Annotated in this window: 12 protein-coding genes; 7 read left to right on the top strand and 5 right to left on the bottom strand. The window is 56.0% G+C overall.

What is annotated here, in order from left to right; translation table 11 throughout:
* The first annotated feature begins 312 nt into the window (after positions 1 to 312).
* Together msrB and PGR10_RS06135 are read left to right on the top strand one after the other, a co-directional pair.
* Complete coding sequence (msrB, locus tag PGR10_RS06140) at positions 313 to 726, top strand: peptide-methionine (R)-S-oxide reductase MsrB (protein ID WP_045393286.1); 414 nt, start codon at positions 313 to 315, stop codon at positions 724 to 726.
* Between the two features lie 41 nt (positions 727 to 767).
* The gene (locus PGR10_RS06135) at positions 768 to 1046 is read left to right on the top strand and encodes a YeaC family protein (RefSeq protein WP_015366149.1); all 279 of its coding nucleotides are present in this window, start codon (positions 768 to 770) and stop codon (positions 1044 to 1046) included.
* 79 nt (positions 1047 to 1125) lie between these two features.
* Here PGR10_RS06135 and PGR10_RS06130 read toward each other — a convergent pair whose 3' ends face one another.
* The 4 genes from PGR10_RS06130 to sppA form a co-directional block, all read right to left on the bottom strand.
* The gene (locus PGR10_RS06130; protein ID WP_087859326.1) at positions 1126 to 2382 is read right to left on the bottom strand and encodes a glycoside hydrolase family 18 protein; all 1257 of its coding nucleotides are present in this window, start codon (positions 2380 to 2382) and stop codon (positions 1126 to 1128) included.
* 172 nt (positions 2383 to 2554) lie between these two features.
* Positions 2555 to 3196: a bifunctional nicotinamidase/pyrazinamidase gene (pncA, locus tag PGR10_RS06125; protein ID WP_047036894.1), complete on the bottom strand. Its 642-nt coding sequence runs from the start codon at positions 3194 to 3196 to the stop codon at positions 2555 to 2557.
* A 10-nt stretch (positions 3197 to 3206) separates the two neighbouring features.
* Positions 3207 to 4223, bottom strand: coding sequence for an asparaginase (gene ansA / locus PGR10_RS06120; protein ID WP_045393280.1), 1017 nt, complete (start codon positions 4221 to 4223; stop codon positions 3207 to 3209).
* Positions 4224 to 4363: 140 nt separating this feature from the next.
* Positions 4364 to 6217, bottom strand: coding sequence for a signal peptide peptidase SppA (sppA, locus tag PGR10_RS06115; RefSeq protein ID WP_087859327.1), 1854 nt, complete (start codon positions 6215 to 6217; stop codon positions 4364 to 4366).
* A 164-nt stretch (positions 6218 to 6381) separates the two neighbouring features.
* Here sppA and PGR10_RS06110 point away from each other — a divergent pair, with 164 nt between their 5' ends.
* Positions 6382 to 6933 (top strand): NAD(P)H nitroreductase, encoded by a 552-nt coding sequence (locus PGR10_RS06110; protein WP_072383763.1) that lies wholly within the window; start codon positions 6382 to 6384, stop codon positions 6931 to 6933.
* Between the two features lie 113 nt (positions 6934 to 7046).
* Here the strand turns inward: PGR10_RS06110 and phoC are convergent, their stop codons facing one another.
* Positions 7047 to 7793, bottom strand: coding sequence for an acid phosphatase PhoC (phoC, locus tag PGR10_RS06105; protein ID WP_015705781.1), 747 nt, complete (start codon positions 7791 to 7793; stop codon positions 7047 to 7049).
* Positions 7794 to 8019: 226 nt separating this feature from the next.
* On the opposite strand from phoC, the gene selD reads away from it, so the two are divergent.
* The 4 genes from selD (at position 8020) to hchA (ending at position 12760) form a co-directional block, all read left to right on the top strand.
* Positions 8020 to 9063 carry a selenide, water dikinase SelD gene (selD, locus tag PGR10_RS06100; RefSeq protein WP_032708315.1) on the top strand — a complete coding sequence of 348 codons (1044 nt, stop codon included), beginning with the start codon at positions 8020 to 8022 and terminating at the stop codon, positions 9061 to 9063.
* Positions 9064 to 9067: 4 nt separating this feature from the next.
* Positions 9068 to 11017, top strand: a complete 1950-nt coding sequence (locus tag PGR10_RS06095; protein ID WP_430923175.1) for a DNA topoisomerase III — start codon at positions 9068 to 9070, stop codon at positions 11015 to 11017.
* Positions 11018 to 11156: 139 nt separating this feature from the next.
* The gene (locus PGR10_RS06090) at positions 11157 to 11876 is read left to right on the top strand and encodes a PA1136 family autoinducer-binding transcriptional regulator (protein WP_430923174.1); all 720 of its coding nucleotides are present in this window, start codon (positions 11157 to 11159) and stop codon (positions 11874 to 11876) included.
* Between the two features lie 32 nt (positions 11877 to 11908).
* On the top strand, positions 11909 to 12760 hold the full coding sequence (gene hchA, locus PGR10_RS06085) for a glyoxalase III HchA (protein WP_430923173.1): 852 nt from the start codon (positions 11909 to 11911) through the stop codon (positions 12758 to 12760).
* The last annotated feature ends 12 nt before the right edge of the window (positions 12761 to 12772 follow it).

Below are 12772 nucleotides of genomic sequence, written 5' to 3'. Positions count from 1 at the left end.
ATAAAAGGTTGCCTGTAAAATTACAAAAACCTTACGCAGCGTCAAGCGGAATCGTGTCAATCATTGCGACAAATCAATCCTGAGCAGACCTTTGCGCGATTGATTTGCCTCACTCTCCCTTTGAGCCCAATTCCATATGGGGACTGCGTCCGGAATTTTAAAGGTCATATAAGATAAAAATGTGATTAGCATCACAATTATCTGGCTGCCTGATGGCATCGGATAAGTTTAGAACAAAAGTACAGGTTTCATTGTTAATGTTTTGTTAGAATCGACGGGTAAAGTTGCCCTTTCAAAGCGAGAAGTAATCACATGGCTAATAAACCATCTCCTGACGAGCTCAAACAAGAATTGAGCGAGATGCAGTTTTATGTGACGCAGAATCACGGTACCGAACCGCCGTTTACCGGACGGCTGCTGCATAATAAAAAAGACGGCATCTACCACTGCCTGGTCTGCGATGCGCCGCTGTTTCACTCACAATCCAAGTATGACTCCGGCTGTGGCTGGCCGAGCTTCTATGAGCCGGTGAGCGACGACGCGATTCGTTATCTCAATGATTACTCGCACGGAATGCAGCGTACGGAAATTCGCTGCGGCAATTGCGATGCGCACCTGGGGCATGTCTTCCCGGATGGCCCGCAGCCGACCGGCGAGCGTTTTTGCGTCAATTCGGCCTCTTTAAGCTTCACCGATGACCAAAACGGCGAACGAACTAAAGGCTAAGAAACGATTCAGCAAATTATTCCAAGACGGATGAGCAGATGATGGATATCGAGCAAATTATTGCCAGTATGACGCCGGAACTGTACCAACGTTTAGCCACCGCGGTGGAGTTAGGAAAATGGCCGGACGGCGTTGCGCTGACCCCGGAACAAAAAGAAAACAGCATGCAGCTGGTGATGTTGTGGCAGGCGCGCAACAACACGGATGCGCAGCACATGACCATCGACACCAACGGTCAGATGGTGATGAAGAGTAAACAGCAATTGAAAGAGGATTTCGGTATCGTGCCGAAGCCGATTGCAACGTTCAAACCGCAGTAACCTGCCGTACTGAGCGCCCGGTCTAGCCGGGCGGCTCTTCATGTCACCCCGGTTGCGCAGGGCTTCCGGGGCTCATGCTTTATTGCGTCTTAATGCCTAACGACTCGGCCAACTGGCGGGCAAGCTGGTTTTTATCATCAGCGCCATACTCCCAGAACATACCGCCTGCTAACCCTTTGCTCTTGATGTACTCGGCTTTGATCGCCACCGAACGAGGGTTCTCGTAGGACAGGGCGAACAGCGCTTTGCCATCGGCAGAATTTACCGATAACCACGGCACCTTCGCTTCGTCATCCCAGTGCTCAGTAAAGCGTTTCTGCGGATCGTTGAGCAGTTTGGCAACAATATCGTTGTATTTCACATAGGTATCTTTGCTCAGGTCATAACCCAGCGATTTAAACAACTCGATTTGCTGCGCCCCGAAGTAAGGTTGGGTAGCCGGGTTTTTCTGCGCGTCTGGCTTACTCCAGTCAATCCCTGGCTCGACGGCACGTTTCGGTACCCGGCCATAGAAACCAATCCCGAGATTCAGCTGACTCGGTTTCAGACCCGCTGCCAGATAGTTATTCACCACTAAATCGGCGCTGTATTTATCCGCTGCGGCTACGGTCGGCCAGTGGCGGGAGTCATAGAGATTTGAGTTAAAATATTGCGTGCCATAGGCCATGTCGTAAGTCATCAGATTGATGTAGTCCAGCTGCGGGGCGACCGCTTTCACGTCGACCCAGCTTTTTGGACTTTCAACATTAGCGCCCACGGCGATGGTCACCAGTTTCTTAGTGCCGACGGCGGCACGTAGTTCTTTCAGCAACGCGGTAAAGTTATCGCGATCCGCCGGCTGGCTGGCCACCAATCCCCAGGCGCCGTTAACCGGAAACTCCCAGTCAAGGTCGATGCCATCAAGGCCATACTGGTTAATGACCTGCTGGACCGAACGGATAAACACCGCCCGGCTTTCCGGCGTGGCCGCCGCGCCGGAAAATCCACGCGCGCCCCAGCCGCCGACGGAGAGCAGAACTTTCAGATCGGGATTTTGTTGACGTAGGGCCGGCAGTTTTTGTAAATCCGCCTGTACTTTCGGCGACAGCCAGATTTGATGGAGATGGTCAGGATCTTTCAGCGCATCGTTGGTCTCGTCTTTTTCATCGTTGTAGATAAGGCCGAACGAGTAGTTAAGGTGGGTTATTTGTCGGACATCCAGCTTGTCGATATCGCCGCCGGGGCCTGCGGTGACGTCGCCGCCGCCGTTAAAGTAGCCGACCGACATATAAGATTGCGCGGAAACGACAGAGGCGCAGAGCAGGGGGAATGCTGCCAGCAAGGGCAAAAGTTTCATCGGAGTTCCTCTTTGACAATAATAAATAAGCACACGCCACGGAAATGGCGTGGCGAAAAAACAGCCTGCCCACAGTATCAGCCCTTATCCGGGGAAACTGCGAGACAGCTCAATTTATCGAGGTCAACGAGGCGGTAAATACCGCCCGGCGTAAGGTACGCCGGGCGTGAGGTCAGGGCTGAGTTTCCAGCCAGTCATCGAGGGTGTAGAGCGTGGCTCCGGCGGCGGCCATTTCCATAAAGGCAACGGCGCTGTCCTGCGGTTGCAGGTTGACGCCGCGACAGCCGTCGGTGATAACGTTAACGGTGTAGCCTAAATCCAGCGCATCGAGCACGGTAAATTTAACGCAGTAATCCGTCGCGAGGCCGAGAATGTTCAGCTCCGTCACGCCGTGCGCGCGCAGCCAGCCATCCAGTTCGGTTTTCTGCCGGTGACCGTTGTCGAAAAACGCGCTGTAGCTGTCGATTGCCGGGTTTTGCCCTTTATGAAACACGGCGTTGATGGCCTGCTGTTTCAGTAACGGGTGCAGCGCGGCGCCATCGCTATGCTGCACGCAGTGATCGGGCCAGAAAGTCTGCGGTAGGCCATCGAGCTCTCCCTGGGCATAGGGCTCGGCCTGATGCTGACTGGCAAAGCTACCATGGTTGGCCGGATGCCAGTCCTGGCTTGCGATGATGGCGTCGCCGCGCGCCAGACTCCAGTCGATCAGCTGATTTGCGATATCAATGGTGCTGTCGCCTTCGGGGACGGCGAGTGCGCCGCCGGCGCAGAAATCATTTTGCAGGTCGACCAATAGCAGTGCGCGGTGGCTCATGGCTTGCTCCTTACTCATCGGGGGTCAATTCGCCGCGCAGGTTTTGCTGCATGGCGTTTCGAATGGCCGCACCATCAAGGTTCTGACTGAGCAGATAGTGTAGCTTGGTCAGCGTCGCTTCCACGGTCATATCAAAACCGCTAATGACTCCGGCCTGCGCCAGCGCGTTGCCCGTGGCATAGCCACCCATATTCACCTTACCCGACATGCATTGCGTCAGGTTCACCACCACAATGCCGCGCTGGCTGGCTTCCGCCAGGACCTGAATAAACTCGCCGTTCTGCGGCGCATTGCCTACGCCATAGGAGCGCAGGATCAGCGCTTTCACCGGCTGACGCAGGAAATTACGCACCACATCGGCAGAAATCCCAGGATAGATAGTAACCACGCCGATAGGCTGCGGCGTAATCGGGTGGACGATCAGCTCGCCATTTCCGTGCGGCGCCGGCGGGGTACCGAGACGGCGGATATGGATGCCGGCTTCCAGCAGCGGCGCCAGGTTTGGCGAAGCAAAGGCATCAAAACCGTCTGCGTGGGCCTTGGTCGTGCGGTTACCGCGATACAGACGATTATTGAAGAACAGCGAAACTTCGTTGATGGGATAGTTGGCGGCGACGTACAGCGCATTGAGCAAGTTGATTTGCCCATCGGAACGCAGCTCGGCTAGCGGGATTTGTGACCCTGTCACAATGACCGGCTTACCTAAGTTCTCCAGCATGAACGACAGCGCCGAAGCGGTGAAGGCCATGGTATCGGTGCCGTGCAGGATAACAAAACCATCGTACTGGTCGTAGTGGTCGCGAATGTCGTCAGCGATATGCTGCCAGTCTTCCGGCGTCATATCAGACGAGTCCATTAACGGCGCATATTCATGAATAGTGAAGTCCGGCATCTCCGGGCGGTGGAACTCGGGCATTAGCGCCAGCTGGCGCTGCAGGTGGCCGGAAACGGGGATATAACCGTGATCGGAGCGCTGCATACCGATGGTCCCACCGGTGTAGGCAACGTAAATCGATTTCTTTTGCATAGCATCGCTTAGGTTGGACGTGAACAGGCGCAGTATAAAGTGGCAGGCAAAAAAATAAAGCGCTAACCCTGGGAGTTGCAGAGAAGCGCTTGAATTTAATGTCGTTGAAACGCTGCCCCACGGTGGGGGCAGACGGGGGATTAACGAATATTGGCGCAGGTCAGACAGAAGGCATAGCGGTTCTGCGGATCGTTAAATGCCGCCAGTTTATCGCTTTCCGTTTTCACAACGTCCGCTGCAGCCGCAACCGGCGCAGGCAGATATGCCTGAATCGCGGCCGGCAGAGCAGCGCGCACCGAACCGGTCAGACTATCCATCACCATCGCGAAGAACGTTGGTTCTTCCTGATACCAGGTGATATGCCATTGTTTCAGTTTCGCCAGCTCCGCGGCTTTCGCCACCGCGTCGTCGAAATCGCCAAGGCTATCTACCAGGCCGTTGGCTTTGGCGTCTTCACCGGTCCAGACGTGGCCTTGTGCGATTTGGTCAATCTTCTCCGGCGTGCTCTTACGCGCGTTGGCGACCAGAGTGATAAAGCGCTTATAGCCGTTCTCGATGCTCATCTGGATCAGCTGCTGAACTTCCGGCGGCAACGATTTGGTGGTCGAGACATCGGCCAGCGGCGAGGTGGCGACGCCATCGGTATGGACGCCAATTGAACCGAGCGTATTTTCCACCGTGTTAATCACGCCGAAGATACCGATGGAGCCGGTGAGGGTGCTCGGGTTCGCCACGATGTAATCCGCCGGGGTGGAGATCCAGTAACCGCCGGATGCCGCCATGCCGCCCATTGAGACGACCACCGGTTTACCCGCCGCTTTCGCCGCCGCCAGTTCTTCGCGAATCACTTCCGAGGCGCTGACGCTGCCGCCAGGGCTGTTGACGCGCAGAACGATCGCTTTCACTTTCGGATCCAGGCGCGCGTCGCGGATTTGCGCCGCGGTGGTGTCGCCGCCGACGTTACCCGGCGTTTCTTCACCATCCATGATGGCGCCGTTCGCAAAGATAACCGCTACCGCTGAACCCTGTTCAGCAGGCGCTTTGACGTTGTAATCGTAGTAGCTAATGGCGCGATAGTTGTTATCCGCTTTGCTCCAGCCAAATTGCTTAGTCAGCGCTTTTTCCACTTCCGTCGAAGTGGCCAGCTCGTCGACCAGCTTGTTATCCAGCGCGTATTTCGCGGTATCGCCATCGACTTTACGCAGACCGTCGATCACGCCCTGCGCGCCGGGGAACAGCTGCTGCGCAGTGATCTGGCGGTTAGCGGCAATGGTGTTGAGATAGTTCTGCCACAGTTCGCCAATCCAACGGCTGTCCGCTTCACGCGCCGCCGGGGACATGTCGTCGCGAATGAACGGCTCGACGGCGGATTTGTAGGTACCGACGCGGAAAACATGGGTCGAGACTTTCAATTTATCCAGCAGCGACTTGTAGTACAGGCCGTTGGTGGCAAAACCGTGCAGGTCGACTTCACCCTGCGGCGAGAGCCAAATTTTATTGGCGAAGCTCGCCAGGTAGTATTGCCCCTGGGTGTAGCTGCTGCCGACGGCATATACCGGTTTACCGCTGTCGCGGAACTCGCGTAGCGCTTTACCGATGTACTGCATTGAGGGCTGATCGCCGCCGACGAAGTTTTTCAGATCCAGTACGATACCGGTGATATTACGGTCGTCTTTCGCCTGGCGAATCGTCTGTACGATATCGAACAGCGAGTTCTCCTGCAGACGATCGGAACTGGCGCCGAACAGCTGGCGGCCGATGACTCCCAGTTTGCTGCTGGCGGAAGGTTTATCAACGACCACGCCGGTGATGTTCATCAGCAGCGCGCCGCGCGCGGTATGTTCCGCGGTACTGCTGCTAAACTGCGCCCAGATGCCGACGCAAATCAGCACCAGTGCCAGGAACACCAGGTTCAGCGCGAATTGGCGAATGAAATTGAGTATTCGCCATGTCCATTTAAAAAATCCGGCAAGAAATCGCCAAAGGGTTCGCATGTATTCTCCCTAATATTTTGATGATGGGTCAGCCGCAGGGGCTGCCGCGTCAGGCTATCCTAAAGAGAGTGCCGACGCTTGTCAGCAGGAATCACCCATCGGGCTGTAACAAAATCCATGCGCATGTTAATTTTATGCAAAATGACATCACAGGAGTTACACAGATGGATGCTCTCGAACTACTGGTAAATCGCCGCAGCGCGTCGCGCCTGACCGACCCGGCTCCGGCTGGCGAACAGCTGGAAAATATCCTTCATGCGGGGATGCGCGCGCCGGATCACGGTACGTTACAGCCGTGGCGGTTCTTTATTATTGCCGATGATGGCCGCGAACGCTTTAGCCAACTGCTGGAAAAAGGGGCGATGGCCGCCGGGCAGGATGAAAAAGCCATTGAAAAAGCACGTAATGCGCCGTTCCGTGCGCCGTTGATTATCGCGGTAGTCGCACGCTGCGAAGAACATCCGAAGGTACCGCTGTGGGAACAGGAAATGTCCGCAGGATGTGCGGTGATGGCGATGCAAATGGCCGCAGTGGCGCAGGGCTATAACGGTATCTGGCGTAGCGGCGCGTTAACCGAGAGTCCGGTTGTCCGCGAAGGCTTTGGCTGCCGCGAGCAGGACAAAATTGTCGGTTTTCTCTACCTCGGCACGCCGCAGTTAAAAGCATCGACCACGTTTGCGCGTCCGGATACCGCGCCGTTCGTCACGCGCTTCTGAGTCAGCGCTTGTTCCGCCGGGCGGCTCTTGCTTACCGGCTACAGCGCTGTGCGATTTGGTAGCCCGGAGAAGGCGCGTCAAGCGCCGCCTCCGGGAGTTCAACGGCGATGACGTTACTTCTGCGTTTTGGCGAATTCATCTTTGGCTTTCTGCAACTGCTGCTGGAAGGCCGGGTTGGTGTGCAGGGTCGCCACTACCGCCGAGCCGACAATACGCGCCGCATCGACGTCGCTCTGCCAATGATAGCCGCAGATAACCCGGCTTTCGCCCAGCTCATAGCCGCGCTTAAGAATTTCGTTTTGCCGCTGCGGATTGATCTCTGCCAGTACCAGCGCGGTTGCCCAACCGATAGAGGTGTGGCCGGAAGGGTAAGAGCCATTTTTCGACAGCTTGTCCTGCTCGGTGGTGTTACAGGTTGAAACGCCGTAGAACGCAAACGGGCGAATGCGCATATATTTCTCTTTCGCGCTGCGGGTGGCCAAATCGCCGGCATCCTCAATCATATTTGTCAGCAGCTTATGTAACTGCGGCGCGTCTTTTTCGGTGATGGGCGAACCAAAGGCGCTGGAGAAGGCATTCGCCACGCCGCCGGCGCTCAGGTTGGCATCTTCAGCCGCCAGTTTACCGCGTTCAGTATTACGCAGCAGCCGTCCCTTCTCATACATCGCCTGATCGTTCAAAAATGCAATGCTGCCGACTTCCGGCGGCGGCGGCAACAGCGCCAGACTATCGATGGCCTGGGCATTTTTCAGATAATAGAGATCGGGTTTAGTGGTTGCATCGTTGCCGGCAGGGACCAGTGCGAAAGCGTTAACGGAAAACAGGCTGGCGAGGCAGAGGGCGAGAACGCGCTTTTTCATCTACATTTCCTTACGGTGTTATATGTCCAGAACAATGGTTTTGTTTTTAGTCACATTTTTGTCATCTGTAAGTAAAAGTTAAAATCACATTGAAAAAATTGTTCGGTATCGCAAAAACGCATATTTGTCTGCTTAATGAGCAACCACTCGCGATTTCGGACTGTCGCACTTATCACCTTGCCGTTTGGGCGCTACCATAGCGGGATTGCAATGACAGGAGATGTCCATGAGCGAGCAAGCTATTCGTTTAACGCAATACAGCCACGGAGCCGGTTGCGGTTGTAAAATTTCCCCTAAAGTGCTGGAAACCATTCTGCATAGCGAGCAGGCGAAGTTTGTCGACCCGAACCTGCTTGTCGGCAACGAAACCAGCGACGATGCGGCGGTCTACGATTTGGGTAACGGGACGTCGATCATCAGCACCACCGATTTTTTCATGCCGATCGTCGATAATCCTTTTGATTTTGGCCGTATCGCGGCGACTAACGCCATCAGCGACATTTTCGCCATGGGCGGCAAACCGATTATGGCGATTGCGATACTTGGCTGGCCAATCAACACGCTGGCGCCGGAGATTGCTCGCGAAGTGGTTGAAGGCGGGCGTTTTGCCTGCCAGCAGGCCGGGATTGCGCTGGCGGGCGGTCACTCTATCGATGCGCCGGAACCGATTTTCGGGCTCGCGGTGACCGGCGTGGTACCAACCGAACGTATCAAGAAAAACAGCACCGCGCAGGCGGGCTGCAAGCTGTATCTGACCAAACCTCTGGGTATTGGCGTGCTGACTACCGCCGAGAAGAAATCGCTGCTGAAGCCGGAACATCAGGGGCTGGCGACGGAGACCATGTGTCAGATGAACCTTGCCGGCGCCGCATTTGCCAATATCGAAGGGGTAAAAGCGATGACGGACGTCACCGGTTTCGGCCTGCTGGGGCATCTCAGCGAAGTCTGCCGCGGCGCGGGCGTTCAGGCGCAGCTAAACTACGCCGATATTCCTAAACTCCCGGGCGTTGAAGCCTATATCGCCGCCGGAGCGGTGCCGGGCGGCACCGGACGCAACTTTGCCAGCTACGGCCACTTGATGGGCGAGATGCCGGCGGCATGGCGCGATCTGCTGTGCGATCCGCAAACTTCCGGCGGCCTGCTGCTGGCGGTAACGCCGGAAGCTGAAGCCGAAGTCCAGGCCGCTGCCGCGGAATTTGGCATCAAGCTTGCCGCCATTGGCGAGCTGGTAACCGCCCGCGGCGGGCGTCCAATGATCGAGATCCGTTGATTAGATGCGGTTGTTTATTGCAGAAAAACCGAGTCTCGGTCGCGCTATCGCCGATGTGTTGCCTAAACCGCATCGTAAAGGCGATGGCTTTATTGAGTGCGGCAACGGGCAGGTGGTCACCTGGTGTATCGGCCACCTGCTGGAGCAGGCGCAGCCGGATGTTTACGACGGCCGCTATGCGCGCTGGAACCTGCTCGACCTTCCTATCGTACCGGAAAAGTGGCAACTGCAACCAAAACCGTCGGTCACGAAACAGCTGAACGTCATCAAGCGCCTGCTTGGCGAGGCGCAGGAAGTGGTTCACGCGGGAGACCCGGATAGAGAAGGGCAACTGCTGGTCGATGAAGTGTTGGACTACCTGCAGCTGGCGCCGGAAAAGCGCCAGCAGGTGCAGCGTTGCCTGATTAACGACCTGAACCCACAGGCGGTTGAACGGGCAATTAACCGCCTGCGCGCGAACAGCGAATTTGTCCCGCTGTGCGTATCGGCGCTGGCCCGCGCTCGCGCCGACTGGCTATACGGCATCAACATGACCCGCGCCTACACCATTCTCGGGCGTAATGCCGGCTATCAGGGGGTGTTGTCGGTTGGCCGCGTACAGACGCCGGTATTGGGGTTGGTGGTACGTCGTGATGAAGAGATAGAGAACTTCGTCGCCAAAGATTTCTTTGACGTCAAAGCGCATATTGTCACGCCAAAAGACGAGCGGTTTATCGCCACCTGGGTGCCAAGCGAAGCCTGCGAACCCTATCAGGATGAAGAGGGGCGTTTACTGCATCGTCCGCTGGCCGAGCATGTGGTTAAACGTATCGAAGGCCAGCCGGCAATCGTGACCGGCTATAACGATAAGCGCGATTCCGAACCGGCGCCGCTACCGTTTTCGCTGTCAGCATTACAGATCGAAGCGGCCAAACGCTTCGGCTTCAGCGCGCAGAACGTGCTGGATATCTGCCAGAAGCTGTATGAGACCCACAAACTGATTACCTATCCGCGTTCGGATAGCCGCTACCTGCCGGAAGAACATTTTGCCGGCCGCCATGCAGTACTGAATGCGATTAGCGTCCATGCGCCGGATCTGCTACCGCAGCCGGTGATGGATCCGGAGATCCGCAACCGCTGTTGGGATGATAAAAAGGTCGATGCGCACCACGCGATTATCCCAACCGCGCGCAGCAGTCAGGTCAAACTCAACGATAACGAAGAGAAAGTCTATAACCTGATTGCCCGGCAATATCTGATGCAGTTCTGCCCGGATGCGGTATTCCGCAAGTGCCAGATTGACCTTGATATTGCTAACGGCAAATTTGTCGCCAAGGCGCGCTTCCTCGCCGAAGCGGGCTGGCGCGCGCTGCTTGGTAATAAAGAGCGTGACGAAGAGAACGATGGTACGCCGCTGCCGGTGGTCGCCAAAGGCGATGAGCTATTGTGCGAAAAAGGTGAAGTGGTGGAGCGACAGACCCAGCCGCCGCGCCACTTTACCGACGCCACGCTACTGTCGGCGATGACCGGTATTGCCCGCTTTGTGCAGGATAAAGAACTGAAAAAGATCCTCCGCGCGACCGACGGTCTGGGGACGGAAGCGACCCGCGCCGGGATTATAGAGCTGCTGTTTAAGCGCGGTTTCCTGAATAAAAAGGGGCGCTATATCCACTCATCGGACGCCGGTCGGGCGCTAATCCATTCTCTGCCGGAAATGGCCGCGCGCCCGGATATGACCGCCCACTGGGAATCGGTATTGACGCAAATCAGCGAAAAACAGTGCCGCTATCAGGACTTTATGCAGCCGCTGGTGGGGACGCTGTTCCAGCTTATCGATCAGGCGCGGAGCACGCCGGTGCGCCAGTTCCGCGGGCTGGCCGCGCCAGGCGGAGCGAAAAAGTCGTTTAGTAAAGGGAAGGGCAAGCCGAAAGGGAAAAAGCCGGCGGCGGATATCGCGCCGGAAAGTCCGCAATAATGTCTCCGCCCCTCGCCACGGAGGGGCTTAGCTAAAACGCCCTTCCGTCTGAGGGCGCTTAACCCGGTTGAGGGTTTTCCCGCATATCATTTCCGCCTCCCTGCTCTAAAATAGGGTCATTGATGTTAAAGAAGGGATGATGATGGCAAACGATCCAATGGACAGTATCCTCAAAATCAGATTGGTCAGCACCATGGCTGAACTGCAACGACACGTCAGAAACGTGATGTCCGCTTTTGGCTATGACCGGATCGTACTATTTTCTATTTCCCCACTACGTACTCCCTATATTGAACGCATTTACTGGATTGAAGGGCACTGGTTTGACGATGAGGTAGATGAACAAACCTACCTGCAGCGCTGTCCGGTCAACCAGCATTTCATCCATACCTCCCGGCCATTTTTGTGGCGAAAAACCGGTAGTGACACGGCCAGCGGTGAGTATCAAATTGTCGACGTTCCCCTGAAAGGCGCGCTTCATGGCATGCAGATCCCTATTTTCGGCCGCACGGGGATTGAAGGGGCGCTGAGCCTTGGCGGCATGGCCATCGACGCTTCTCCACGAGCCGAAATGCTGCTGATGTTACTGGGCATAGAGGCATTTCATTGCGCGCGGAGATTGTTGAGCTCTGTCGAGGAAGGTAACGCAACCGTACTGACCCGCAGAGAAATCGAAGTACTCACTCTGGTAGCCAAAGGGCTTAGGCAGGGAGACATTGCCGCCGTGCTGGGGATCTCTGAACGTACGGTGGAGAATCATTTGCGCCATGCGCGCGGTCGCCTGAGAGTGGTGACCACGGCGCAGGCCGTCCAGGTGGCGATGCTGAACGGTGAAATATCGCCGCCACACAGTGAATAATCGCTATATCCGCAGATGAAAAGGAAAAGATGATGAGCGAACAAATCAGTAAACAACCGCAAGTGGACCATGCTGAAGAGAATGCTTTTTTTCCTTCGGCCTATTCCCTCAGCCAGTTTACCAGTCCGGTGTCTGACCTTAGCGGCGCTGATTACACGCGGCGCTATAATGGACGGCGGAAAGTGCTGGTTATCGCCGCCGATGAACGTTATCTGCCCACCGATAACGGCACGCTCTTTTCGACCGGTAATCATCCGGTAGAGACGCTGCTGCCGATGTACCATCTGCACGCCGCAGGTTTCGATTTTGATATTGCGACGCTCTCCGGGCAAATGGTCAAGTTTGAATACTGGGCGATGCCGCGCGAAGACCAAAAGATTATGCCGTTCTTCGAGCGTTATCTTCCGCAGTTCCGCCAGCCTCTGGCCCTTTCTGACGTCGTAGCGCAGCTGGATGCTGATAGCGATTATGCGGCGGTATTTATTCCCGGCGGCCACGGTGCGCTTATCGGCCTGCCGGAGAGCGAAGCCGTCGCCGAAACGCTGCGCTGGGCGCTACGACACGATCGGTTTGTGATTTCGCTCTGTCACGGCCCGGCGGCGTTCCTCGCGTTACGACAGGGGGAGAATCCGTTAAACGGTTATGCTATTTGCGCGTTTCCGGATGCCGCCGATAAACAAACGCCTGATATCGGCTATATGCCCGGTCACCTGACCTGGTATTTTGGCGAAGCGTTAAAAGCAATGGGGCTTGAGATCGCAAATAGCGATATCAAAGGTCGTGTGCATCAGGACCGTAAAGTGCTAACCGGGGACAGTCCATTTGCGGCTAATGCGCTCGGTCAACTGGCGGCAAAAGCGTTGCTCGACGAATATGCAAAGTAACAGCAATCTGAT

It is taken from the genome of Klebsiella sp. 141198, assembly GCF_050600785.1.
Taxonomy (GTDB): domain Bacteria; phylum Pseudomonadota; class Gammaproteobacteria; order Enterobacterales; family Enterobacteriaceae; genus Klebsiella; species Klebsiella aerogenes.
Note: the sequence above shows the minus strand (reverse complement) of the source record. Positions and strands in the feature narration are given on the sequence as shown.

Excerpts from the sequence above, each read along its gene's own strand:
- msrB (WP_045393286.1), top strand. The coding sequence starts at position 313 with ATGGCTAATAAACCATCTCCTGACGAGCTCAAACAAGAATTGAGCGAG.
- PGR10_RS06135 (WP_015366149.1), top strand. The coding sequence starts at position 768 with ATGGATATCGAGCAAATTATTGCCAGTATGACGCCGGAACTGTACCAA.
- PGR10_RS06130 (WP_087859326.1), bottom strand. The coding sequence starts at position 2,382 with ATGAAACTTTTGCCCTTGCTGGCAGCATTCCCCCTGCTCTGCGCCTCT.
- pncA (WP_047036894.1), bottom strand. The coding sequence starts at position 3,196 with ATGAGCCACCGCGCACTGCTATTGGTCGACCTGCAAAATGATTTCTGC.
- ansA (WP_045393280.1), bottom strand. The coding sequence starts at position 4,223 with ATGCAAAAGAAATCGATTTACGTTGCCTACACCGGTGGGACCATCGGT.
- sppA (WP_087859327.1), bottom strand. The coding sequence starts at position 6,217 with ATGCGAACCCTTTGGCGATTTCTTGCCGGATTTTTTAAATGGACATGG.
- PGR10_RS06110 (WP_072383763.1), top strand. The coding sequence starts at position 6,382 with ATGGATGCTCTCGAACTACTGGTAAATCGCCGCAGCGCGTCGCGCCTG.
- phoC (WP_015705781.1), bottom strand. The coding sequence starts at position 7,793 with ATGAAAAAGCGCGTTCTCGCCCTCTGCCTCGCCAGCCTGTTTTCCGTT.
- selD (WP_032708315.1), top strand. The coding sequence starts at position 8,020 with ATGAGCGAGCAAGCTATTCGTTTAACGCAATACAGCCACGGAGCCGGT.
- PGR10_RS06095 (WP_430923175.1), top strand. The coding sequence starts at position 9,068 with ATGCGGTTGTTTATTGCAGAAAAACCGAGTCTCGGTCGCGCTATCGCC.
- PGR10_RS06090 (WP_430923174.1), top strand. The coding sequence starts at position 11,157 with ATGATGGCAAACGATCCAATGGACAGTATCCTCAAAATCAGATTGGTC.
- hchA (WP_430923173.1), top strand. The coding sequence starts at position 11,909 with ATGAGCGAACAAATCAGTAAACAACCGCAAGTGGACCATGCTGAAGAG.